Raw genomic sequence first — 24,827 nt, forward strand, 5'->3', positions numbered from 1 at the left:
ATATACCTAGGTCATCCCCATGTTTTTATACACAGACTTTGATCAAAATTTATTGAATGAACGTGTCGCACAGTTTCGCGACCAAACCCAGCGTTATTTAGAGGGAAAACTGACCGAAGAAGAATACCGCCCCTTACGCTTACAAAATGGTTTATATGTTCAACGTTATGCACCCATGCTACGTTTGGCAGTGCCTTATGGCTTAATGAACACAGAGCAATTGCGTAAGGTGGCTGAGGTTGCACAGAAGTATGACCGTGGTTATGCGCATATTTCTAAGCGTCAAAATATTCAACTGAATTGGCCGCAGCTTGCAGATGTCCCCGATATTTTGCAGGAACTCGCTACAGTACACATGCATTCTATTCAGACCAGTGGCAACTGTATTCGAAACACCACCACAGACCAATATGCAGGTGTAGTTGAGGGCGAGCTCACAGACCCGCGCCCCACCTGTGAACTAATTTGCCAGTGGAGTACTTTCCATCCAGAGTTTTCATTCCTTCCGCGTAAATTCAAAATTGCAGTTTGTGCACACCCTGAACAAGACCGTGCTGCCACAACTTTTCATGATGTTGGGGTCTATCTGGTAGAAAATGGAACGGGGGAGTTAGGTTATCAAATTAAAGTCGGTGGTGGGCTTGGACGCACCCCTTTAGCGGGACATGTGATTAAGCCATTTTTAGCCCGTGAAGATTTAATTGCTTATTTAGATGCCATCATGCGTGTATATAACTTGCATGGTCGCCGTGATAATAAATACAAAGCGCGTATTAAAATTTTAGTGAAAGCCCTCACTCCAGCGGGCTTTGCGGAAAAAGTGGAAGCTGAGTTTGCACATACTCAAACACTGCTCAAAGTTCAGCCTAGTGTTTTAGCGCAAATGGATGCCGTATTTCGACCGTTTGCCTATGAACCTTTAGATGCAGAAAATTTTGAGGCGTTGTTCCAACAGTATCCGAAGTTTAAACACTGGTTCAATATCAATACCCATGCACATAAAGTCGCGGGCTACCGCATCGTTACGATCAGCTTAAAACGGGCGGGTGTAGCACCGGGGGATATGACTTCCGATGAAATGCGTTTAATTGCAGATTTGGCTGACCAATATACCTTTGGTGAGCTGCGAACCACGCATGAGCAAAATATTGCCTTAACCGATGTACGCCAAAAGGATCTGTTTGAACTGTGGCAAGTCTTAGATCGTGGCAATTTGGCTCGTGCGCATATTGGCTTTCTGACTGACATGATTTGCTGTCCAGGTGGCGATTTTTGCTCCTTGGCAAATGCCAAATCCATTCCGGTGTATGAGGCGATTGCTCGCCGTTTTGATGATCTGGATGCTTTATATCATTTAGGCAGGGTCGATTTGAACATTTCAGGTTGTATGAATGCGTGTGGACACCACCATGTCGGTAATATTGGCATTCTAGGTGTCGATAAAAAAGGCGCTGAATATTACCAAATTAGTTTAGGCGGTAACTCAGATCATGATGCATCCATCGGTGATATTTTAGGGCCATCATTTCCTGTGGAAGATATTCCCGATGTGCTCGAAGAAATTCTAAATACTTATCTGGATTTGCGTTTGGAGCATGAATCTTTTTTAGAAACTTACAAACGTGTTTCGATCCAGCCGTTTAAAGCGCGGGCATATGCGGACATAAATTGAGATGTTGGACGACCGAACTCGGCTGAAGAAGTTAAACACTGCGAGCTACCAAATCATCATTATTTTGGCCGTTTGGAGCTGTGCTTATGTCTTACAAAAGTTGTTGAATTTGCCTGTGGCATCTGGAGTACTTGGTTTTTTTCTGCTGCTGTTCTTGCTTGAAATGAAGTGGCTGAAATTAGCCCACGTTGAACGCGGTGCCGATCTGTTGCTGGCTGAATTGCTGCTGTTTTTCATTCCGCCTGTGGTCGGTGTGATTCAATATCAGGATTTATTGATCACCAGTGGTTGGAAAATTCTGCTAGTGATTTTAATCAGCACCGCTTTAGTGATGATGGTTTCTGTATATAGCGTGCGGTTGCTGTTAAAGCAGCCAGAGCTAAATCAGGAACCAAAACAGGAAGATCAGTATGACTGAATGCTGGGGGCTTTTTTACTTGGTTTGGACCGTGCTGTGCTATTTCATGGCAAAGCAACTTTTTGTTCGAACACAAAAAATCTATTTATCCCCCATTATTGTTGTTCCTAGCTTGAGCATCGTACTGATCTTTCTTTTACAGCATCAGTTCCAAGACTATTACTTTTATACCCAATATTTGGTGGCCATGCTCGGTCCAATCACAGTGGCTTTTGCTATTCCTGTTTTTCGTTATCGCCGCATGATTCAGCAACATTTTAAAGTGTTGCTCTTCAGTTCTAGCCTCGCCATGTTGGTGGGTATTTTCAGCAGTTGGTTTTTGGCGAGCCTATTGGATTTTGATGACATCGTTAAAAATAGCCTGTTGGCGCGTTCCATTTCGATTCCTTTCGCTTTGGTGCTTACCGAAAAAGTGGGGGGCTCTATCAGCCTGATTCCGCTATTTACCGTGATTACAGGTTTGGTCGGTATGTTGTTGGGAGACCTCCTTTTGTTTTGGATCAAATACAAAAATCACCTTGCTTCTGGCGCAGCACTGGGTAATGCCGCACATGCTATGGGCATAGTTCGGGCAAGACAGCGGCATGAATTGGAAGGCGTCATTGCCAGTCTCTCGATGATTATTTCAGGAATCATTATGGTGCTATTTGCGCCATCGCTGATTGCAGTGACGAAGGATTTACTTGGCTTTATATCTTTTTAAATCAATAAGGAATCGAATATGAATCCTATGTCACATGCAAAGACAATCTTAAGCCCCAAAAGCTATCTTGCGGCCTTTGTCTTTATAGTACTCATGGTGGCGGCTGCCTATGGACTGAATGATCGTGAAATTATTCTGCCTGAAATGGCGGCGATGGCGGTTGGGCTGTGGGTCTATCGAGATAAACAGTGGCTCAATCAGCCAGATAAAATTTTTATTTTACCCAGTTTGACGGCTGTAATCGGCTTCTGCGTTAATTTGATGCCGATTTCATATCTGTTCAAACTGGTTTTGGTTCTCTGTGCCATGTTACTTGTGATGCGGATGTTTAACTATATATTACCGCCCGCACTGGCCACGGGTTTCTTGCCGATTGTGACCCAAGCCTATGAAATATCGTTTTTGATTTCGATTTTTGCCACCAGTTTTATCCTGATGTTGGGTGTTGTGCTCTTTAAACTGAACCAAGGCGTGGAGAGGAAAGGCAATTTTGATCGACGAAAAATAGGTGTATATGCCAGTATTACTTTAATCGGTTTTGCACTCGCTGCTATTTTCAAGGTTGAAGCGATGGCACTGATTCCACCGATTACAGTGGTGGTGTACGAATCATTAAATATGATGATGTATTCGTTGAAAATGTATCTTAAGCAGGTTGCTGTGTTGACACTGTCGATTTCAATGGCCGTGCTTATGCAGTTGTGGATTCAAGATTGGATCTTGCTCACCCTCATATATATGCCCTTGATGTTTCTTTTGCTCAAGCTCTTTGATATGCGAATTCCTGCAGTATATGCCTTTCCATTTTTGGTTTTCGTCTTTCCACAAGACAGTGTGATGCATTTACCTGTCGCATCTGGTCTGATGGCTGGTTTTTCACTCGGCTGTGTCTATATCTATCGCACCTATTTTCAGAATATGAGTGCTGAGAAATCCTATACCTAACTTGAGAGGAATGACATGATCTGATCATGTCATTTTATCTCTGGGATGGTGATATTTGCAGTATGGGCAGTGAGTCTCTTCAAATAAAAAGATGGTTTAAATCAGTCTGGATTTAAACCATTCAACTTTTATTCAAATGCTTCTGGATAAATACATTGGATCAAGGCATCTAAGGCATTTTGAATACGTTCATTGATTTCAAATGAACAATTGATCCGAATATGATGTGGAATATTATCCGTTTGATAAAATAATGAGCCGGGCGCAATGCTGATATTTTTCTCTAAGAGCTGCTCATAAATTAAATTGCCATTGATCTGCTCAGGCAAGGTAATCCATAAAAAATAGCCCGATGGATAATAATGAATTTGATAATCTTCAGACAAATGTTCAGATAAATAAGTGTAATACTGATTTTTGAGACGTTTTAAGGTGTTACGCAAAGTTTTTAAGTGCTTTTCATAGTGTCGATGCGATAAATAATCAACCAAAGCATTTTGAATAAACGAGTTAACGGAAAGCGTGCTCATCAGCTGTAGATGCTGAATATGCTCCGAAAATTTACCCGCATAGACCCAACCAATCCGAAAACCCGCACCTAAAGTTTTTGAAAAAGAAGAGCAGTGTAAAACCAAATTTTTCTGATCAAAGTATTTCATCGACAGCGGTTTTTTATGATCAAAATAAAGTTCTTCATAAACATCGTCTTCAATTAAATAAATATCGCGCTCGTGCAGTAGCTTTGCCAGTTGGTATTTGATGTCGTCACTGACCGTAAAACCAATTGGGTTGTGACTGTTGAGCATCAGCAGACAGACTTTAATTGGATAACGTTCAATTGCATCTTTAAAAGCTTCAAGGTCAATACCGTGTTCTTCATGTTCAGGAATACTAATGACTTTCAGGCCCAAATGTTCAGCCGCTTGCCATGCGCCATAAAATATTGTTTTTTGAAGTAAAATGTAGTCACCCGGTTGGGTCATAGCTTGTAAGGAGAGGTTTAAAGCATCTAATCCGCCCGAGGTAATTACGATATCGGACGGGTCTGTTGGAATCCCTTGCATACAGTAGCGCTGCGCAATCAGTTTCCGCAGCTCAAAGTTTCCGGGAGGTAAACTTGGCATCTGTTCATAACTGAGACGGTGTTTGGCACGTTGTCCCAACGTTTGCATCAGCTTGGCAGAGTAGAGTAGTTGGCTGTTGGGAAAGGCAATGCCAAAGGGAACCATTTGTTCAGATTGGATCGATTTTAAATATCTGAAAATTTTAGAGTTGATTTCAATTTTTTCGTTGAGGATGACACTATTGGAGTTGCTTTCTGAGCGCGCATCGCCTGTCACAAAGTAACCGAGTTTTTCTTGTGAATAAATCAGACCTTGCGCTTCGAGTTCCTGATAGGCATTCATCACCGTCATCAGGCTAAAACCCGATGTTTCAGCTTGTTGACGTAGTGAAGGTAGTTTATCGTTGGCTTTCCAAAAACCACTTTCAATCAAATGTTTCAGGCTGAGCGCAAGTTTTTCTGATTTATACATATGGGTTCGCTGCAATTAAAAGGCACAGGACATGTATTGAAAGTCCCGTGCCTAATTCATAAAAAATGCTTGGCTGGTTTTAGTAAGCAAAACTCAGCAACAGCTTAAAGAAACCCGCAATCAGTGCGAGAGAAATAAAGCCAAAGCACCACAATAAAATAAACCATAATCGTGGGCTGAGTCGATCAACAAATTTTTTCATGTCTATCTCCTCAATTAATGATAACCCTGATCTCCTATACGTACTTTGTCACGGAACACCCAATAGGACAAGAAGGTATAGGCAATGATGATTGGGATTAAAATTGCAGCTCCCACCAAGGTGAACTTTAAACTTGACTCAGGTGCAGCGGCCTGCCAAATAGTGACCGATGGCGGAATAATATTGGGCCATAAGCTGATGACGAAGCCAGTAAAAGCCAAAAAGACTAAAGCCAAAGTATAGATAAACGGTTTTAGTTCATGCTGCTTTTTGCATGCCGATAGAATCAAGCCTACAAACAGTAAAACTAAAATTGGCACGGGGCTAAAATAGTATAGATTCGGCAGAGAGAACCAACGCTGCGCAATTTCAGGATGGGTCAGTGGCGTATATAAACTCACTGCACCGAAGATGATGAGCAAAGCAATAATCAGTCTAGGCATCAGATGATACATCCGTTGTTGTATCTCTTTTTCGGTTTTCCAAATGAGCCAGCCACAGCCTAAAGTGGCGTACATGACCACGACCCCTAGACCGGTAAAACATGTAAATGGCGTGAACCAGTCCCATCCACCACCGCTGTAAATACCATTGGTGGTCTGAATACCTTGGATATAAGCCCCTAAAATCACGCCTTGGAAAAAGCTCGATAAGATAGAGCCCCAGATAAACGCAAGATCCCAGAGGTATTTGGTGCGCGTGGCTTTGAAGCGGAACTCGAATGCTACGCCGCGGAAAATCAAAGCCACTACCATAAAAATAATGGGTAAATACAGTGCCGATAAAACAGTTGAATAGACCAAAGGAAATGCAGCGAATAAGCCAGCACCACCGAGGACCATCCATGTTTCATTACCGTCCCAAACGGGCGCGACGGTATTCATCATCACATCACGTTCTTGCGTTCCGTTCATAAAGGGAAACAGAATGCCAATGCCTAAGTCGAAACCATCCATAACCACATAGATGAGTACCCCGAGCCCGATGATACCGACCCAAACCAAAGCGAGATCAATCATGTGGTTTCTCCTTACTATTTTGAGCAGAGGGATCAGTGGTATCGATAGACTCTTCAACAGCACTGAGTGGACGTAGAGGGGTTTTAAAATGCCCCGGGCCAGTATCTTGTACGGCATCTAAAGGCGTAGAAAAAGCAGGGCCTAGTTTGATCAAGCGCAGCATGTAGTAAATACCCGCGCCAAAGACGACGGTATAGACCAGAACAAAAATAATCAGGCTCAAGCCGACTTGATCTGCGGTGACTGTATGCGATAAACCGTCTTTAGTTCGAATCACGCCATACACCACCCAAGGCTGGCGACCAACTTCTGTAGTGACCCAACCTGCTAGGAGCGCGATATAACCTGTAGGCCCCATGATGATGGCAAATTTATGAAACCAACTGCTTTCATATAAAGAGCCTTTTTTACGCAGCCACAGCGCTGTTAATGAGAGTAAAACCATTAACATACCCAAGCCAACCATGACACGGAAACTCCAGAATACAATCAGTGCATTCGGACGGTCTTCAGCTGCGAAGTCTTTTAAACCAGTGACCTGACCCTCTAGGGAATGCGTCAGAATCAAACTACCCAGATTGGGAATACCAATCTCAAGATCATTCGATTCTGTTTCCATATTCGGTAAAGCGAACAGTAATAAAGGCATGCCATGATCACGATTGGTTTCCCAATGACCTTCAATGGCTGCCAATTTTGCAGGTTGGTGTTTTAAGGTATTTAAACCGTGGTTGTCCCCAATCACAACTTGTAAGCAAGACGTGACCAGGACCATCCATAAGCCCATGGAAAAAGATTTTTTCACTAACTCATCACGACGACCTTTCAGCAAATGCCATGCTGCGGTGCCGACCACTAAAAGTGATGAGACTAGGAAGGCCGCTGCTGCCATATGGGCAAATCGGTAGGGGAAGAATGGGTTAAACACAATTGCCCACCAATCTGTGGGGACAATAATGCCATTTTCAATGGCAAAGCCTTGAGGTGTCTGCATCCAACTGTTGGAGGATAAAATCCAGAACATGGAAATACAAATACCGATAGCGACCATTAACGTGGCAAAAAAGTGGGCTTTGGGGCTGACCCGTCCCCAACCAATAGCATAATGCCCAAGAAACCGGCTTCTAAAAAGAAGGCGCTCATGACTTCATACGTGAGCAATGGCCCTGTGACGCTGCCTGCGATGCGTGAAAACTCACTCCAGTTGGTGCCGAACTGGTAGGCCATGACAATGCCTGAAACAACTCCCATAGCAAATGCCACGGCAAAAATCTTAATCCAGTACTTGAATAAGTCTTTATAAATTGGATTTTGGGTGCGCAGCCACTTCCATTCCAGCATGGCAAGAAAGCAGGCTAAACTAATAGAGGTTGCAGGAAAAATAATATGAAAAGAAACAGTAAAGGCAAATTGAATTCTTGCCAACTCAAGTGCGGTTAATCCGAGGCTCATTGCATCCTCCATGGCTGGCAGGAATATCGACGGTTCGATACCCAGTTGCTGTCTAAATCGGAATGATAAAAAAGCATAGATCGTTTCATTAAAAACTACCTACTTAAAATACTGATGATGATCTTGCATCAGGATGTCTAGAAGATGTAGGTACAAGAATTGGAGAGAAAAAATATAACAAAATAGAAAATTGCACTTAGTCTGTTATATTTTTTGAACTGTTTTTATGATCTATTCATTCTTATTACTTCATTAAAATATACAGAAAGTTTTGATGCTGAATTAGTTAAAAAATGTTATTCAAAACTTGCATAACACCTTGTTTGAAATAGCGTAGTTTGAATAAAACTTTTAACGAGGGAACTTTATTATAAAGGATAGTTTCAGTAGTAAAAGCTGAAGTCTAGCTGACAGCCATCGAACCGAGTATGTGCGAATATTTACACCTACAGGATAATGATATTGCGCTATCTATTGTGATTCGAAGTCGTTTGATACTTAAAATAGCTCTAAAAAGGGAGTTTGTAGACTCCCTTCAATATAGATAGTTTAACGCGCAAGGAAAGTTGCGGCTTTATCAATTAAATCAGCAACGACTTTGGGTTGAGACGCGAGTGAAGCATGACTGGCATCTAAAGAAATGACTTTTTGAGCATTTAAGCGTGAAGACATCATGGCTTGGTTTTCAGGGTGAATCATGCGGTCTTCAGTTGAAATTTGGTACCAAGATGGTTTGTTTTTCCATGCTGGGTTTGAAATGGTATCGCCAAAAGTACTCGCAACAGGGGCTTTCTGGGTGATGCCCATGACCAGTCCTTCATCATTCGTTAAGTCCTGACAGAAGCTTTCATGGTATTTATCGGCTTTGACCCAAAGGTATCCGTCACTGTCGGGTTCTAAGTTGGGGGCACCAACGGGTAAATGTTGCTGCGTAATGCCACCTGGACTTTCACCAGCATCGGGTGCAAAAGCTGCAATATAGACTAGACCCACAACATTGGGTTGATTACCCACTTCGGTAATGACCGCCCCCCATAGGAGTGGCCAACTAAAAGTACATCTCCTTGTACTTGTGCAATCATTTTACGGGTTCTTTCGACATCATCCGCCAAAGAGGTGAGCGGCAGTTCAACGGCACGTAAGGCTTCGTAACCTCGGTGAGATAGGTCAGTAATGACTTTCGACCAATGGGCAGCGCCGCCCCAAAATCCATGTACTAAAATAATTGTTGGCTTCTTATTTATCTTCTTATCCCTAGAGTAAAAATATCATCTTATCGTGAAAAATTTAGTGAGACTAGCTTGGTTTTATGCTTCTCTGTATTGTTACAATCAACTGATTGTAAGTTAAAGAGATGAGTGGGCTAAATTTTCGCAGTCATTTTTGAAAACATATTTATTATTTAAGTACTTAATTTTTATATTGAATCTAAAATTTAGTAAAAATAGGGCATAACCTTTTATCGGTTTATTTTAAGGGATTCTAGTATCTTTTATTAGATTTGAAGGTTGTAGGTTGAGTTGAGCAGCTTATGCCGAGGGGCTGACATTTATCAGATAGAGTATCCATTTCAGCTTTTGGTGCTGTCTAGAAATAAAGGGAAAGTTGTTTCAGGCGAGGACATCACTTTTGCAAAGATGAATGAGAGGTGTCTCTGCCTGAATATTTGCTTTTCTAGAATTGAGTGTCTAGAAATCAAATGAGGTTTGTAGATAATACGTTTGTGGCGCACCTACATACATTCCACCGACTTGATCCGCTGAACGAGTGTAGTATTCACGGTCAAATAGGTTCTTCACACCGAAGCCCACTTTGAGACCATTGAGTTGTGTGTTGGAAAAATCATAGGATGCCCGAACACCCACTAAACCATAACCAGGAATGTTGCCATAGCGTCCAGTAGCATCATGGGTGCCCGATGCGGTTTGACCAGATTGACCGTAGAAATTAGTGTTTAGTGTCCATTGATCAACTTTATAGTCTATTCCAGCATTGCCGACCAATTGTGAATAAAAGTCGAGATCTTGTCCTTTGTTTTCCCCAGCAGATGCGGTTGCTTTGGTGTAAGTGGTATTGGCATATAGCGAAATACCGCTGAGTTCGTCACTGATTGCACCGAGATTATATTTAAATCCGAACTCGGCTCCTTTGTGTTCAGTGGCACCTAAATTTGAGTAAGTTTGAGTTGCATCATCTCGTTTTAATTCATCAGAAAAATCAATATAAAACAGGGTGAATTCTAGGGATAGATATGGGTCTAAATAGTGTGTACCAATTTCATAATTATTGGCTTTTTCAGGTTGCAAGCCTTGCATGGTCAGATAGGCACCTGACGCATTGGTATTAGCCATTTGGCTATATTGTAGTGGTGCAAAAGATTTACCGTAGTTTGCAAAAATATTCCACAAATCATTGGCTTTATACATGACTGAAAAGCTTGGTAATACTGCATCATAGGATTTTTCAGCATGTACTCCGTTGAGTACCGATGCATCTTTATTTAATTTGTACATATTTTCGGTGGTTTTGATTTTCTCAAAACGAACACCAGGAATCAGAGACCATGCACCCACATCTGTGCGGTTGTCGATGAACAATGCATGTGCATCTGTTTTCCCGTCTGCTTTGGTCCAAGCATATTCATTTGTAGGGCCTGTGACCGTGTTATAGCTTGCACGATTAACCGCCTCTTCACTAGTTTCATGTAGATAGCGATAGCCCACAGAAACTTCATTTTCAGTAGTCCCAAGTTGGTACGCATGCGAATACCGTGGCTCGATTGCCGTCACTTTATAATTACGTGGCGCCGTTTGGTACAGTTTTGATCCACTACGTTCCATTCCTGCATCACGGAAGGTGTCAGTGTGATAGGCCAAAAGCTCAAAGGCATTGTCATCTTTTTTATAGCTGTATTTAACTGAACCGTCAGTACGATGCCCTTTCATATAATCATGATTGCGCAAGGACTGATATGGATTTTCAGCAAATTGAGCAGGGGTTAAACCTCCAGGCATATCTACATCTGCATCGTAGCGGTGTAGATTGGCTTCAATTTTTGCATATTCATCTATTGCATAAGCTGCTTTTAAGCGAATATCGTTGATGTCAGAGTCATCATTTTTATCGCGAAAACCCTCTCCATTAACGCCAGAATATAACAGCGCTAAGCCTAAACCGTTGTCTAAGGTTCCACCCACAAATAAGTTGGGGTTAAATTTTACATGACCGTTTTCTGCAATTTCTGTAGTGAGGTCTACCGTTCCAGCAAAGGTTTCAGGAATTGTACGCGAGTTAAAATTAATAATCCCTCCTACATTTTGTGGCCCAAAGCGAACAGAGCCCGCGCCACGCACCACGTCGATACTTTCAGTATTGCCTAAACTAGTGGGTGCTAAGGAGAGTTGTGATTGACCATAAGGGGCAAACGAAAGTGGAACACCGTCCACGAGTACCTGTGAGCGTGGTGAAAACCGTGACGTTAAACCACGGACACCGATGCTTAACGATGCATCACTCCCTGCTGTTCCTGCATTTTCAGGAGCTTGAATACCAGGCACAGTGCGTAAAGCCTCTTTGACAGAAGTTACGCCTCGGTTAATCAACTCATCACGCTGAATGACTGTACGCGCTCCAGCATGATTTAGTACTTTCTGTGCATTGGCTTCATCTAACCAGTTGCCTTCGGCTTGCACAATTATCGGGTTAAGCGTCACAGTAGGGTATGTATCGGCTGCATAAAGTATGGAGGGAAATAAGCAGAGGGTGAGGACTGATTTTTTGAAATGAGGGAGTAACACAAGAGATCCTTAAAATGATGTATAGGTTAAATGTGAAGAAAATACGGAGAATTTGTAAGTTTGTGAAATGATAAGCTGACTAGCGAGATCTGTAAATGATAATCGTTTGCTTTTTATTCAAGTGTTATATAAAAATTATTAGAATAAAGGGAATAGTGAAAGCACTTAAAAGTGAGGCGGCAATCTATACAAAATTTTTTTCTGAAAGGGCTCTGCAATATCAAACAGGCTGACAGTTTTCTAGAATATGAATACAGAAAGATAGATAAAAACGGTGGCTAACATTTGAGTAAAAATTGAACTTATTGCTGAGTTTAGCCTAAAAAACCAATGGCTTTCACTGGGAGGCCATTGGTTTTAGTGTATGTTGAATTTTGCTCAATCTGACATTAGTTTAACATTACAGATTGTTGGTCAAGTCCGCCTGAGTATTCATAGGCTTATCTTGAGCATGCTTTCCCCAGTTAAATTTCTGTGCACAGATGCCCAATCCAACAATAAACAGAGCAAGTAAACTAGTGTAAGTCACTTCTTTGAAGTAGGTGCCTTCCACAAGCATGGTAATGAGTGCGCCAATGATAAATGCGATGGCAAGATAAGTGAGCCAAGGGAATAACCACATTTTAAAGTCAATCACTTGTCCTTCGGCTTCTAATTTTTTACGCATACGTAATTGTGAGAAGGCAATGGTCAAGTAGACATACAACGCTGCTGTACCTGTTGCTAACATGAAGATGTCATAGACATTCATACTTTCAGTTGCAGTAAGGTACGTTGCGACCAGAGCAAATAATGACGAGACCAGAACGCCCATCCACGGACTACCATTACGGTTGATTGAACCAAAGCTTTTCGGTGCGTCGCCACGGTTGGACAGTGAAAATAACATCCGTGAGCAGGTATAGAGTGCCGAGTTAAAGCAGCTACATACCGAGGTCAGGACTGCAAAGTTAACAATGTGTTTTGCTTCTGGAATGCCAAGTGCTGACAAAGTCACACTATAGGTTCCCCAAGTTGGATCTTTTAACAGTGGATTGTTATGTGGAATGAGGCATACGGTAATAAACATTGAACCGACATAGAACAACATAATTCGCCAAACCACCGAGTTAGACGCTTTACGGATTTCACGGGCAGGGTTTTCTGATTCTGCCGCCGCAACCGTAACAATTTCAGCACCGATGTAGGCAAACATAACCCCGAGTAAGGCGGTGATGACTGCCGAGAAACCATTCGGCATGAAGCCGTCCGCAGTTAAATGCGTGATTCCTGATGCAGTTGCTTGACCCCATGGCCATAAATGCATGATAGCCAAGCTACCAATCACTAAGAAAATCACAATCGCAATTACTTTGATGAGTGCAAACCAAAACTCAAATTCACCATAGTTTTTGACATTTTGTAAGTTAACCAAAACTAAGGACACAATTACGACCAGCATGTAACCCCAGATTGGGATAAAGGGAAACCAACTGTTGAGAATTTTACCTGCGACATAGGCTTCCCAGCCCATCAGCAAAGCCCAAGAACACCAATACAGCCAGCCAATGGTAAAACCAGCCCAACGCCCAATGGCACGATCTGCATAGGTTGAAAATGACCCACTGTCTGGATTGAGAACGGCCATTTCACCTAGCATACGCATGATTAACAGAATGAGTAATCCACCAAACGCATAGGCCAAAACTGCAGCAGGGCCTGCTGAATAGATAACATTTCCCGAGCCGATGAACAGTGAACCACCAATGACACCTGCAATCGAGATCATGGTGAGATGACGCGACTTAAGTCCATTTTTTAAGCCCTGAGATGCATCCGGCACAGCGCTTTGTTTAGGTGCTTCCATATAATTTTCCTTAATCTTAAGGAGGTAGTTTCAAAAGGGGGCAAAGCCTTTTTCGGACTACTCATCCTTTAAAACTGTAACCGAATGATCAGAGGCTTTATTATTATTAAGGCAAAAATGAATAAATCTGATATTTCTGTCAAAGCGTGAAAAATCACACTTTGGCTACAAAACGGTTACATGTTGTTTATGTATGCACCTAATCTCTCTTTTTTGTTCTCAGTAAACGAGAGCCATTTTTTAGCATTTGGAAGGAGCCAATTGCAGCTAAAATGTGAAAAGCTGGGGAGCCAATGTTTACTCTCATCTCAATAATTTATAGAATGAAGCAGCAAAACTTAGCTTTGTAACTGCTGCTTTAGTCGCAAGTCGAATGGTTTTAAAAAACTTAAGTATCTAATTTATAAAAATAATCAACTCAGCGTACGAACTCCTGCATTTCGCAGACATTTGAGTAACACACCAAAAGCCACCAATATTTCTTGTTCACGGACACAGGCAAAGCCCAATAGTAGTCCTTTCTGCCGTGTTGAATAATGCTTGGTATAGTATTGTGACAGTGCTCGAACTTTTACGCCTTGATCAAGTGCATTGCTAGCAATCAACACATCATCCATGTTGCTCGGCAGCTTTAAAATCAAATGTAAACCAGCAGCGGTATTGTATTCATGCAGGAAATCTGCCCCAAGATGACGTGTAATCAGGTCGATTAAAAAGGCGTGGCGCTTGCTATAGAGTAAACGCATACGACGAATATGTGCTTCATAATGGCCCTCACGGATAAACTCTGCCAAGACTTTTTGATCCAGTAAATGCCCGCCCCGATATAGTTCCGATGCCACAATACGCAGTGGTGAAAACAACTTTTTAGGGACCACCAAATAGCCAATGCGCAACGCAGGGTAGATGGTTTTACTGAAGGTTCCCATATAAATGACAGGTGCATCAGGTTCCAAACCTTGCAAAGAAGGGAAGGGCTGACCCGAGAAGCGGAACTCACTGTCATAGTCATCTTCCACAATCCAGCTTTTATGCTGGCGCGCGATGGCAATCAATTGTTTACGACGTTCTAAGCTTAAGTGAGAGCCTAAAGGGTACTGATGTGAAGGCGTTACAAAAATCAGTTTAGGCGGGGTTTTTGGGTCTAGGTCAGGAATAATGCCTTCTTGATCGACAGGTAAGGAGCGTAGATTCACGCCATTAATGCGTAAAATATTCCGTGCCCCCCAATAAGCAGGATCTTCAATCCAAATTTCATCGCCTGGGTCACTTAAGGTCCGTGAAACCAAATCGATCGCCTGGTGTGTCCCTTCAGTAATAATGATTTGATCTGCATCGCATTGCACCGAACGCGCAATTTTGAGGTATTCTGCCAGTTCTTGGCGCAGCTCTAAACAACCGCCCGCATTGCTATAAATAAGACTGTTAATTTCGGGTTCACGGCTGAGGCGGGTCTGAATACGGCTAAAAATATGGTGCGGAAATTCTGTGACATCAGGTGCACCGGGCACAAACGCGCCCCATTGGTAAGGCGATGCAGCTGAATAGCCGATGAGATAGGAACCGCGCTGCGACAAATTGTAATTCTGCTGGGTCTTTTTTTCTTGGGTTTGATTATTGGTATTTTCAGCTTTGACCAAAAAGGATTCAGGGAGTTTTTCAGCGACCCACGTGCCTTGGCCTGTACGTGCTTCAACATAGCCTTGCGCTTGTAATTGTTCGTACGCACTAAGTACGGTATTGCGTGAGACTTTAATTTCTTTGGCTAAGTCACGCGATGCAGGTAGGCGAGTTTTGGGTGCGAGCACACTGTCAATAATGGCGTTGCGTAAGCAGCGAAACAACCGCAATTGTAGGGTTCCGTCAATATCTTGCTGTAATCGTTGCAGTAAATAATCTCCAAGCAAGCTACGCAATTGGCTCTCTCCTACAATATTAAAATGGCTTTCGTGAGCGATCACCGTAAATGCAAAATTATCTCGTCAGGCAGCCGTTGTAAAGCATTTCGCTTGTAGACGTTGGGAGTAAATGCCCGCGACTAAGGGGCTGGAAATATACACAAGTCGCATCCAAAGCAAAAGCTTTTTTAGATGATTTACATAATCGAATACAACGGCTTGAAAATACAATTAGAAAAGCCTAAAGAAGGACATAAATGGTTTCTAGGTTAGCCTAGTCATTTGCTGAATTTTGGGCTTCTTTAGCATTTTGGGTGATTCGGTTGAATACCGTAATGGCCCTCTTGTATAAGTATGCCTTTTTTAAATTTATATTTTTTAAACTATTAATTTTTAATAAATAAATATTTTATCTGGAAAATAGTTATAAAGGGGTAGGGTGAATTGGCTCCATCTGTCTGATGAAAAGTGGCTCTCGTCTAGTGCCAATAAAAGCGCAAAATGCAATAAACCCCACGTCCTTTGTATATCAGCAAAAAGCATGATCGGGACGCTGAAATTTTATAAATGTATGAATCAAGAATGAGGATACAAAATGGACAGTAAACACTCTGCACTGAACGCACGTAAACTAAAAGCGACTCCTCGTGGCGTTGGTGTCATGTGTCAATGGTATGCGGAGAAAGCAGAAAATTCCACCATTTGGGATGCTGAAGGGAATCAATATACTGACTTCGCGGGTGGTATTGCGGTACTGAACACAGGTCACCGTCATCCTAAAATTATTGCTGCTGTTACTGAACAATTGACTAAATTCACCCATACAGCGTACCAAGTTGTACCGTATGAAAGCTATGTTTCTTTGGCTGAACGTATTAATGCACGTGCGCCAATTGCTGGTGAAGCAAAAACAACATTCTTCTCTACTGGTGCCGAAGCTGTAGAAAATGCAGTGAAAATTGCACGTTCTTACACAGGTCGTCACGGTATTGTGACTTTTGGTAACGGTTTCCACGGTCGTTCATTTATGACGATGGCAATGACGGGTAAAACTGCACCGTACAAACGTGACTTTGGTGTGATGCCTGCAGGCGTTTTCCATGCGCGCTATCCAGTAGAGTCAAAAGGCATTACTGTCGATGCTGCGATTGAAAGCATTGAAGATATTTTTGCTGAAGATATTGCGGCGCATGATGTCGCTGCTATTGTGCTTGAACCTGTTCAAGGTGAAGGCGGTTTCAACGTTGTTCCTGCTGAATTCTTAAAGCGTTTACGTGCGCTATGTGATCAACACGGTATTTTGATTATTGCAGATGAAGTACAGACAGGCTTTGCCCGTACTGGTAAGTTATTTGCCATGGATCACTACGAGACCAAAGCCGATTTAATCACTATGGCGAAAAGTCTTGGTGGTGGTTTCCCAATCTCTGGTGTGGTTGGCCGTGCTGAAGTGATGGATGCACCGAACCCAGGTGGTCTAGGTGGTACTTATGCAGGTAATCCAGTGGCTGTAGCTTCTGCGCATGCCGTACTGGACGTGATTGAAGAAGAAGGTCTTTGCGAACGTGCAAATGTATTGGGCGCAGAGTTGGTTGAAGTTCTGAATGAACTCAAACAGTCTTCGTCTACAGTCCAAGAAATTCGTGCGTTGGGTTCAATGGTCGCGATTGAGTTGGAAACGGCGGATCAAGCGAAAGCAATTCAAAACTATGCAATGCAAAATGGCTTGCTTATTTTGACCTGTGGTCGTTATGGTAATGTGATCCGTTTCTTATATCCTTTAACGATTCCTGCAGAACAATTCCGTGCTGGCTTAAACATTTTAAAACAAGGTTTTGCACTTTCTGCTGCAGCATAATTGAAGAGTAATGATGATGCTTCAAGCGCAATATAAAGATTTATTACAGCATCCAGATATTCGTTTTGATATGCCTGAAAATGGCGGTTACATCGAAGTCAAAGATGCCGCAACACATGACACTTTGGCATGGGTGAAATCCCATGACCGCGCGTCAGTTGAGCAAGTGATTGCTCGTTCTCAAAAGGCACAAACTGCGTGGAAAGCACAAACAGCTCTACAACGCGCTGATGTGCTTTGGGCTTGGTTTGATTTGATGCAGGAAAATAAAGAGTCATTGGCTCAGATTTTGACTGCTGAACAAGGTAAGCCTTTAGCTGAAGCACGTGGTGAAATTGGCTATGCTGCTTCATTTATTCGTTGGTTTGCTGAACAAGCACGCCGTATCGATGGTGAAGTTTTAACACCAACACTGCCGAACCAGCGTTTGTTGGTGATCAAACAGGCGATTGGTGTTACGGCAGCAATTACGCCGTGGAACTTCCCCGCAGCAATGATCACACGTAAAGCAGCACCTGCCATTGCAGCAGGGTGTTCAATGATTGTGAAACCTGCTGAGCAAACGCCTTTAACAGCTTATGCTTTAGAAGTGTTAGCACTGCGTGCTGGTTTGCCACAAGACGTGTTATTACACATCAGTGGTGATTCAAGCGAAGTGGGTAAAACATTGTGTGAAAGCGACACGGTGAAAAAGTTGAGCTTCACCGGTTCAACTCAAGTCGGTCGTATCTTGATGCAACAATGTGCGCCAACCATCAAAAAACTGTCTTTAGAATTAGGCGGTAATGCACCAGTATTGGTTTTTGATGATGCCAATCTTGAGCAAGCGGTACAAGGTATTATGGCCAGCAAGTTCCGCAATAGCGGACAGACCTGTGTATGTGCCAACCGTATTTATGTACAAGACGGTATTTACGATGCTTTGGTTGAAAAATTAGCGGTTGCTGTGACCAACTTAAAAGTCGGTGATGGTCGAGTTGAGACTTCAACCCAAGGGCCTTTGATCGACGAAGCTGCGATTGCAAAAGTACAGTCGCATATTGCCGATGCCATTAGCAAAGGTGCACAGGTTAAAACCGGTGGTCAACGTTCAAGCTTAGGTGGTACTTTCTTTGAACCGACACTTTTAACCGAAGTGACGCAAGAGATGAAAGTCGCGAAAGAAGAAACATTTGGCCCATTGGCTGCATTGTTCCGCTTCAACACCGAAGAAGAAGCAGTGCAAATGGCCAATGACACAGAGTTTGGTCTAGCAACTTACTTGTTTACCCAAAACACAGCACGTCAGTGGCGTGTTGGTGAAGCGCTTGAGTACGGTATGGTTGGCATCAACACTGGCGCGATTTCAAATGAAGTGGCTCCGTTTGGAGGTGTGAAGCAGTCTGGCTTAGGTCGTGAAGGTTCTAAATTTGGTATCGACGAATATCTCGAAATGAAATATTTGTGCGTAGACTTATCTGTTTAAGTTAGTCCAGTAACCATCAGTTAAAGAATCAGCCTTGCCCATTCAAGGCTGATTTTTTATGGGTGTATATTGGGAAAGAGTCGATCTATTTTAAAATATTGCAAGGTCTAATATTGGTTTGACCCTGAAACTTATAGTTTTGCGGGGTAGTGTTTGATCAACCAAATAAGATCACTAAAGTCATTATTTTTCATGATAGCTTGTGTCGCACGCTGTAAAGAAGTATCAATTAAATCACCTGATTGCCTATTTAAAATATTTATATGCTTTCATAGGCTTTGTTGCACAAACCTATCTCTAAAGGCTTATTCCACAATATAATTCTCAAATGAATAAGCCCACACCTAAAATCTATCGTACAACCAATTGGTCTTCTTATAACAGTGCATTAATAAATCGAGGAAATCTCTCAATTTGGTTTGATCCCAAGACGCAATGGTACGCTCAACCCAAAGGTAAACATGGTCGAAATCAAACTTATTCAGATACAGCCATCCAATGCTGTTTAATGATCAAATCCTTATTTCGTCTTTCTTTACGCATGGTCACTGGCTTTGTGCAAAGTCTCATTCATCTTTGTAGATTAGATTGGACAGCACCGGATTATTCAACCATTTGTAGAAGACAAAAGCATATTGATATTGCAATTAACTATCAAAAAAGCAGTAATGGTCTCCAGCTACTCGTCGATTCTACTGGCTTAAAGTTTCTAGGCGAAGGTGAATGGAAGCGTAAGAAACACCAACCTGAATATCGTCGCCAATGGCGTAAACTTCATATTGGTATAGATGCTGAAACCCTTCAAATACGCGCTATTCAACTCACTACAAATAATGTGAGTGATTCACAAGTGCTTGGTGATTTACTCGATCAGATTCCACAAGATGAGCAGATTGACTCTGTCTATACTGATGGGGCTTATGACACCAAGCAATGCCGTCAAGTAATTGCAGACCGACAAGCACATGCGGTGATTCCGCCAAGAAAAAATGCGAAACCTTGGAAAGATACAAAGACCAGCTCGCTAGAGCGAAATGAATTACTTCGAACAGTTAAACGTTTAGGAAGAACAATATGGAAAAATTGGTCAGGCTATCATCGCAGAAGTCTGATAGAAACCAAGATGCATTGCATCAAATTATTAGGCGATAAACTCCGTGCGAGAAACTTTCAAAGCCAAGTCAATGAGATTCATGCACGTGTGGCCGTATTAAATAAATTTACAGATTTAGGCCGACCTCACACCCAAGTTGCCACTTAAATTTAGATAACTTGGAAGAAGTTTAGCTTTTGAATGTTTGTGCAACAAAGCCACCTGTAGACCATAAGTACAATTCTTCTGTTTTGGCTTTGGATGCAACCACAGGTAAAGAGAAGTGGGTTTATCAAACCGTTCACAATGATCTTTGGGACTTCGATTTACCCATACAGCCAAGCTTGGTCGATTTTCCAATGCAAAATGGGCAAACCAAACCTGCTGTCGTCATTGGCACTAAATCTGGTCAGTTCTTTGTACTCGATCGTGTGACAGGCAAGCCTTTAACCAAAGTCATTGAACAACCTGTCAAAGCTGCAGATATTCCTGATGAGCAATACAGTGCAACTCAGCCACGTTCAGTTGAAATGCCACAAATTGGCAATCAAACTTTGACTGAATCGGACATGTGGGGCGCAACGCCATTTGACCAGTTGATGTGTCGTATTAACTTTAAATCGATGCGTTATGACGGTCTCTTTACTGCACCGGGTTCTGATATATCTTTAAGTTTTCCGGGTTCGTTGGGTGGGATGAATTGGGGCAGTATCGCATTTGACCCAACGCATCGTTATATGTTTGTCAACGACATGCGCCTAGGTCTGTGGATTCAGCTGATTAAACAAACGCCTGAAGACTTAAAACTTGAAGCCAGTGGCGGAGAGAAGGTCAACACTGGTATGGGCGCAGTGCCAATGAAGGGTACACCGTATAAAGTGAATAAAAACCGCTTTATGTCGGTATTGGGCATTCCATGCCAAAAACCACCTTTCGGAACCATGACGGCGATTGATATGAAAACCCGTCAAGTGGCTTGGCAAGTGCCTTTAGGTACGGTTGAAGATACGGGTCCAATGGGCATCAAAATGGGCTTAAAAGCGCCGATTGGTATGCCAACTATTGGTGGTCCAATGGCAACTCAAGGTGGTTTAGTGTTCTTTGCTGCAACACAAGACTTCTACTTGCGCGCCTTCAATTCATCTAATGGTGAAGAGTTATGGAAAGCGCGTTTACCCGTAGGTAGCCAAGGTACACCAATGAGCTATATTTCTCCAAAAACAGGCAAGCAATATGTGGTCATTTCCGCAGGTGGGGCACGTCAGTCGCCTGATCATGGTGATTATGTGGTTGCGTATAGCTTAGCCGATTAAAACGTTTTATTGTATGGGAAGCCTGCCGAGATGATAGGCTTCCCATTTTTATGGTAATAACAAGCAAGGAAATATTGTGCGATTAACTTATTTGATGCCTGCGCCTTTTAAACAAGCCTTATTGACAGCGGTTATTTTACAATCTATGCATGCTTATGCAGAAGCGACAGAATATCAACTTCCTGTCATCACCGTCCAAGCGGTACATACCGATAGCGAGTTGTTATCGACTTCTGCATCCATTCAAAAAGTCCAAGCGGCTACAGTACAAAACAATGCCAATGTGAACCTATCCGAAGTTTTACAAGGGGTTGCAGGCTTACAAATTAATAACCGTGAAAACTATGCGCAAGACTTACAGATTTCGATGCGTGGCTTTGGCGCTCGTTCGACTTTTGGCGTGCGTGGCATTCGGATGTATGTCGATGGTATTCCTGCGACCATGCCTGATGGTCAAGGGCAAAGTTCCAATATTGACCTCAATAGTTTAGATCACATCGAAGTAGTGACAGGGCCATTTTCATCTTTATATGGTAACTCATCAGGTGGAACCATCTTGACTGAGACTAAAGAAGGGCAAGGCAAAGACTCAATTCAAGTGGGTCTAAATGCAGGCAGCCACCATAAGCAACAAGCCAATATCCAATTACAAGGGGGTTCTGAACAGGCCAATCAACCCGCTTATGTGATTAGTTCCTCTTATTTTGATACCGATGGTTTTCGAGACCATAGTGCAGCACAAAAAGTACTGAATAATGCCAAACTGACGTGGAACTTAGAGGATGGCAGTAAAATCAACTGGGTGATGAATCGTGTCGATATTGATGCTGACGACCCACAAGGTCTAAAGCGTGAGCAGTGGAAAGCCAATCCCAAACAAGTCAATGATAGCAAAAATACCTATAATGTCCGTAAAGAAATTGAACAAACCCAAACAGGACTGACGTGGACTAAGCCGCTGAATGACCAGCAAGAGTTGTATAGCATGTTCTATTTGGGCAACCGACAAGTTGTACAATATCAGTCGATTCCAAAAGAGTTTCAAGAGAATGATCGCCATGCAGGTGGCGTGATTGATTTTGATCGGGATTATTATGGTGCAGACTTCCGTTGGACGGGTAAAGCGCTTTTACCGAATACAACTTTAGTTGCCGGTGTGGCTTTAGACCGGATGGTTGAAGACCGGAAAGGCTATAAAAATTATGATAATGAAAGTAACTTTGGTGTAAAAGGTGCATTACGCCGTAATGAAAATAATACCTTATGGAATTTAGATCCGTATGTACAAGCTTCATGGCAGTTCTTACCTACGTGGCATCTTGATACAGGCTTACGCTATAGCAATGTGCATTATGAGTCCGATGATCATTACATTGTAGATGGCAATGGTGATGACAGTGGCTCAACCGATTATCAAAAATTATTGCCATCTGTGGCATTAGGTTGGGAAATTTCACCTGAACTTTATGCCTATGCCAGTTATGGCAAAGGCTTTGAAACCCCTGCCTTTACCGAAATGGCTTATAACGCTGATCCTAAGAAATCGGGTATGAATTTTGCCTTAAAACCTGCGAGTAGTGATAATTACGAGCTAGGTTTAAAGTCGCAGAATCCATTCGGGCTCTTCACTTTAGCTGTTTTCCAGACAGATACAAAAAACGATATAGTGACAGCGGGAACACGTGATGGTCGTGCGACTTTTCGTAATGCAGATCAAACCACGCGACAAGGGTTAGAGCTTTCATGGCAACAAACGATCTGGAAACAGCTCAACATACAATCGAGCTTTAGTTATATCGATGCTGAATTTGATAGTTATACAGCAGAAATAGCGAATCCAGATGATTCAAAAAAAACTTATGCGAAAGCCATTAATAAAGGAAATAAGATTCCCGGAGTTGCCAAAAACCAAGCATTTACTCGTATTGCATGGCAACCTGAACAGGGTTTCCAAGCAGGCTTAGAAGCACGCTATATGGATAAAATTTATGTCGATGATATCAACTCAGATACTGCACCAAGTTATACCGTTTTGGCTGCCAATGTCGGCTATTTATGGGTAAACCGTGACTGGAAAGTAAACAGCTATGCCCGAGTCGATAACCTGTTTGACCGTAACTATGTTGGCTCAGTGATTGTAAATGACAGCAATAGTCGCTTCTTTGAACCGGCCGATGGTCGAAACTTTAGCGTTGGCATGAGTGTGACCAAAGCCTTTTAATAAAAATGGTTTGGTTAGGCAAAAATGCTGCATAGCCAAACCAGATGAATTGCGCCATACGACTGCAAAAAACGCTTTTGTATGGGCGCTTAATCTATTTATGGATTGCTTTGATATTCCTGAATCACTTCCAGCGCAGCGCGGAACGCCTCTTGAGTTGCAGGTGCGCCGCAATAAGGCAAACTGTGTAAAAGAACTTCTTGAATTTCTTCAACCGTTGCACCGTTATTTAGCGCACCACGAACGTGACCTTTCAGCTCAGTTGGACTTTTTTGTGCTGTCAAAAATGCAATGGTAATTAACGAGCGATATTTACGCGGTAATACACCTTCACGTTGCCATGTTGAGCCCCAAGCATGTTCATTAATCCAGTCCTGCAAAGGTTGGGTGAAAGGTACAGTATTGTCTTGAGCACGTTTAACAAAAGATTCGCCCATGACTTCTCTGCGAACTTTTAAACCATTTTCATAATCTTGTTGTGACATGGGAACCTCTGGATGTGGAATGCGAATATAGTAGCCGAGCGGTGTGGTTTTTCATCCGATATTTGGGTTAAAAAGATGTGCGCGGGAGTCATCATTCCCTAAATTTGGGAGTATAGAGATGCTCTTGAACAAGCTGATGATGGTTTTTATGTTTGATTTAAAGGCCATAAAAATACCTATTGGAAACTGAAAATATTTTTGACTGAGCCTAATAAGAAAGCAGCCGAAGCTGCTTTGAATGATGCTGTTTTGTACTTAAGCAGCTTTAAAGTCATTGATGATAAGTTCTAATCCAGTCGCTTTCTGGATTTGTTCTAGGCTCACATCGCTTGCCAGTTCAACCAGTTTCATACCTTCAGCAGTGATATCCATCACACCTAAGTCAGTAATGATACGGCTGACGACAGCTTTACCTGTGAGCGGTAGGGTACACTGAGGCACGATTTTAGGCGTGCCATCTTTGGCGCAGTGCTCCATCAGAACCACAACTTTTTGTACACCAGAAACCAAGTCCATTGCACCGCCCATGCCTTTGACTTTTTTACCCGGAATCATCCAGTTTGCCAAGTCGCCTGTTTCAGAGACTTCCATTGCACCTAAAATAGCAATATTGACATGTCCACCCCGAATCATGGCAAAAGATTCTGAGCTTGAGAAAAATGCAGCCCCTTTACGTGCGGTGACAGTTTGTTTTCCTGCATTAATCAAGTCTGCATCGACTGCATCAGGGGTTGGAAACTCATCAATACCGAGCAAGCCATTTTCTGACTGTAACCAAACATTGATCCCTTCTGGCAGATAATTGGCCACTAAAGTCGGTAAGCCAATACCTAAGTTGACATAAAAACCATCTTCGAGTTCAAGGGCAGCACGCTGCGCCATTTCATTACGTGTCCAAGCCATGA

16 protein-coding genes and 3 pseudogenes are annotated in these 24,827 nt (G+C 42.5%); 9 read left to right on the plus strand and 10 right to left on the minus strand.

All coding sequences use genetic code 11. The features are described from left to right. Positions 1–19: 19 nt before the first annotated feature. Genes AC4CVD_RS03705 through AC4CVD_RS03720 form a run of 4 tightly spaced genes read left to right on the plus strand, consistent with a single transcriptional unit; the run spans position 20 to position 3,738 of the window. Positions 20–1,672 carry a nitrite/sulfite reductase gene (locus tag AC4CVD_RS03705; RefSeq protein WP_278344949.1) on the plus strand — a complete coding sequence of 551 codons (1,653 nt, stop codon included), beginning with the start codon at positions 20–22 and terminating at the stop codon, positions 1,670–1,672. A gap of 1 nt (position 1,673) precedes the next feature. Continuing rightward, positions 1,674–2,090 (plus strand): CidA/LrgA family protein, encoded by a 417-nt coding sequence (locus tag AC4CVD_RS03710; RefSeq protein WP_278344950.1) that lies wholly within the window; start codon positions 1,674–1,676, stop codon positions 2,088–2,090. After that, positions 2,083–2,793: an LrgB family protein gene (locus AC4CVD_RS03715; RefSeq protein WP_419381253.1), complete on the plus strand. Its 711-nt coding sequence runs from the start codon at positions 2,083–2,085 to the stop codon at positions 2,791–2,793. The genes AC4CVD_RS03710 and AC4CVD_RS03715 overlap by 8 nt, the downstream gene beginning before the upstream one ends. Before the next feature lie 18 nt (positions 2,794–2,811). Beyond that, positions 2,812–3,738, plus strand: a complete 927-nt coding sequence (locus AC4CVD_RS03720) for an HPP family protein (RefSeq protein WP_234303959.1) — start codon at positions 2,812–2,814, stop codon at positions 3,736–3,738. Between the two features lie 128 nt (positions 3,739–3,866). On the opposite strand, the gene AC4CVD_RS03725 is transcribed toward AC4CVD_RS03720, so the two are convergent. The 8 genes and pseudogenes from AC4CVD_RS03725 to pdxR all read right to left on the minus strand — a co-directional run bounded on the left by AC4CVD_RS03725 (position 3,867) and on the right by pdxR (position 15,505). Further along, positions 3,867–5,273: an aminotransferase-like domain-containing protein gene (locus AC4CVD_RS03725; RefSeq protein WP_159153136.1), complete on the minus strand. Its 1,407-nt coding sequence runs from the start codon at positions 5,271–5,273 to the stop codon at positions 3,867–3,869. A 79-nt stretch (positions 5,274–5,352) separates the two neighbouring features. Further along, positions 5,353–5,475, minus strand: a complete 123-nt coding sequence (locus tag AC4CVD_RS03730; RefSeq protein WP_004694789.1) for a hypothetical protein — start codon at positions 5,473–5,475, stop codon at positions 5,353–5,355. Between the two features lie 14 nt (positions 5,476–5,489). Beyond that, positions 5,490–6,494, minus strand: a complete 1,005-nt coding sequence (cydB, locus tag AC4CVD_RS03735; RefSeq protein WP_004694788.1) for a cytochrome d ubiquinol oxidase subunit II — start codon at positions 6,492–6,494, stop codon at positions 5,490–5,492. Continuing rightward, positions 6,487–7,946: pseudogene (locus AC4CVD_RS03740) on the minus strand (cytochrome ubiquinol oxidase subunit I). Before AC4CVD_RS03740 ends, cydB begins: the two are co-directional and overlap by 8 nt. A 549-nt stretch (positions 7,947–8,495) precedes the next feature. Next, positions 8,496–9,190 (minus strand): annotated as a pseudogene (locus tag AC4CVD_RS03745) (alpha/beta hydrolase). A gap of 444 nt (positions 9,191–9,634) precedes the next feature. Beyond that, positions 9,635–11,743 carry a TonB-dependent receptor family protein gene (locus tag AC4CVD_RS03750; RefSeq protein WP_078426042.1) on the minus strand — a complete coding sequence of 703 codons (2,109 nt, stop codon included), beginning with the start codon at positions 11,741–11,743 and terminating at the stop codon, positions 9,635–9,637. A 400-nt stretch (positions 11,744–12,143) separates the two neighbouring features. Next, positions 12,144–13,589 carry an amino acid permease gene (locus AC4CVD_RS03755; protein WP_490752052.1) on the minus strand — a complete coding sequence of 482 codons (1,446 nt, stop codon included), beginning with the start codon at positions 13,587–13,589 and terminating at the stop codon, positions 12,144–12,146. A 413-nt stretch (positions 13,590–14,002) separates the two neighbouring features. Further along, complete coding sequence (pdxR, locus tag AC4CVD_RS03760) at positions 14,003–15,505, minus strand: MocR-like pyridoxine biosynthesis transcription factor PdxR (protein ID WP_278345384.1); 1,503 nt, start codon at positions 15,503–15,505, stop codon at positions 14,003–14,005. Between the two features lie 577 nt (positions 15,506–16,082). Here pdxR and gabT point away from each other — a divergent pair. From gabT to AC4CVD_RS03785, 5 genes and pseudogenes are all read left to right on the plus strand, one after another. Further along, positions 16,083–17,345: a 4-aminobutyrate--2-oxoglutarate transaminase gene (gene gabT / locus AC4CVD_RS03765; RefSeq protein WP_278345383.1), complete on the plus strand. Its 1,263-nt coding sequence runs from the start codon at positions 16,083–16,085 to the stop codon at positions 17,343–17,345. 16 nt (positions 17,346–17,361) lie between these two features. Then, the gene (locus tag AC4CVD_RS03770; RefSeq protein ID WP_078426050.1) at positions 17,362–18,810 is read left to right on the plus strand and encodes an NAD-dependent succinate-semialdehyde dehydrogenase; all 1,449 of its coding nucleotides are present in this window, start codon (positions 17,362–17,364) and stop codon (positions 18,808–18,810) included. Between the two features lie 328 nt (positions 18,811–19,138). Further along, positions 19,139–20,071, plus strand: a complete 933-nt coding sequence (locus tag AC4CVD_RS03775; RefSeq protein ID WP_004637176.1) for an IS5-like element ISAha1 family transposase — start codon at positions 19,139–19,141, stop codon at positions 20,069–20,071. A 53-nt stretch (positions 20,072–20,124) separates the two neighbouring features. Then, positions 20,125–21,216 (plus strand): annotated as a pseudogene (locus AC4CVD_RS03780) (outer membrane protein assembly factor BamB family protein); the annotation flags it as partial. Between the two features lie 94 nt (positions 21,217–21,310). Then, positions 21,311–23,437 carry a TonB-dependent receptor domain-containing protein gene (locus AC4CVD_RS03785; RefSeq protein ID WP_419381380.1) on the plus strand — a complete coding sequence of 709 codons (2,127 nt, stop codon included), beginning with the start codon at positions 21,311–21,313 and terminating at the stop codon, positions 23,435–23,437. A 98-nt stretch (positions 23,438–23,535) separates the two neighbouring features. On the opposite strand, the gene AC4CVD_RS03790 is transcribed toward AC4CVD_RS03785, so the two are convergent. Beyond that, a complete protein-coding gene (locus tag AC4CVD_RS03790; protein ID WP_333655479.1) occupies positions 23,536–23,922 on the minus strand; it encodes a carboxymuconolactone decarboxylase family protein in 387 nt (128 codons plus the stop codon). A gap of 255 nt (positions 23,923–24,177) precedes the next feature. Then, positions 24,178–24,825, minus strand: coding sequence for a CoA transferase subunit B (locus tag AC4CVD_RS03795; protein WP_419381376.1), 648 nt, complete (start codon positions 24,823–24,825; stop codon positions 24,178–24,180). Positions 24,826–24,827 lie beyond the last annotated feature (2 nt).

This window comes from Acinetobacter sp. LipI_23 (assembly GCF_058243045.1).

Excerpts from the sequence above, each read along its gene's own strand:
- AC4CVD_RS03705 (WP_278344949.1), top strand. The coding sequence starts at position 20 with ATGTTTTTATACACAGACTTTGATCAAAATTTATTGAATGAACGTGTC.
- AC4CVD_RS03710 (WP_278344950.1), top strand. The coding sequence starts at position 1,674 with ATGTTGGACGACCGAACTCGGCTGAAGAAGTTAAACACTGCGAGCTAC.
- AC4CVD_RS03715 (WP_419381253.1), top strand. The coding sequence starts at position 2,083 with ATGACTGAATGCTGGGGGCTTTTTTACTTGGTTTGGACCGTGCTGTGC.
- AC4CVD_RS03720 (WP_234303959.1), top strand. The coding sequence starts at position 2,812 with ATGAATCCTATGTCACATGCAAAGACAATCTTAAGCCCCAAAAGCTAT.
- AC4CVD_RS03725 (WP_159153136.1), bottom strand. The coding sequence starts at position 5,273 with ATGTATAAATCAGAAAAACTTGCGCTCAGCCTGAAACATTTGATTGAA.
- AC4CVD_RS03730 (WP_004694789.1), bottom strand. The coding sequence starts at position 5,475 with ATGAAAAAATTTGTTGATCGACTCAGCCCACGATTATGGTTTATTTTA.
- cydB (WP_004694788.1), bottom strand. The coding sequence starts at position 6,494 with ATGATTGATCTCGCTTTGGTTTGGGTCGGTATCATCGGGCTCGGGGTA.
- AC4CVD_RS03755 (WP_490752052.1), bottom strand. The coding sequence starts at position 13,589 with ATGGAAGCACCTAAACAAAGCGCTGTGCCGGATGCATCTCAGGGCTTA.
- gabT (WP_278345383.1), top strand. The coding sequence starts at position 16,083 with ATGGACAGTAAACACTCTGCACTGAACGCACGTAAACTAAAAGCGACT.
- AC4CVD_RS03770 (WP_078426050.1), top strand. The coding sequence starts at position 17,362 with ATGCTTCAAGCGCAATATAAAGATTTATTACAGCATCCAGATATTCGT.
- AC4CVD_RS03775 (WP_004637176.1), top strand. The coding sequence starts at position 19,139 with ATGAATAAGCCCACACCTAAAATCTATCGTACAACCAATTGGTCTTCT.
- AC4CVD_RS03785 (WP_419381380.1), top strand. The coding sequence starts at position 21,311 with ATGCCTGCGCCTTTTAAACAAGCCTTATTGACAGCGGTTATTTTACAA.
- AC4CVD_RS03790 (WP_333655479.1), bottom strand. The coding sequence starts at position 23,922 with ATGTCACAACAAGATTATGAAAATGGTTTAAAAGTTCGCAGAGAAGTC.
- AC4CVD_RS03795 (WP_419381376.1), bottom strand. The coding sequence starts at position 24,825 with ATGGCTTGGACACGTAATGAAATGGCGCAGCGTGCTGCCCTTGAACTC.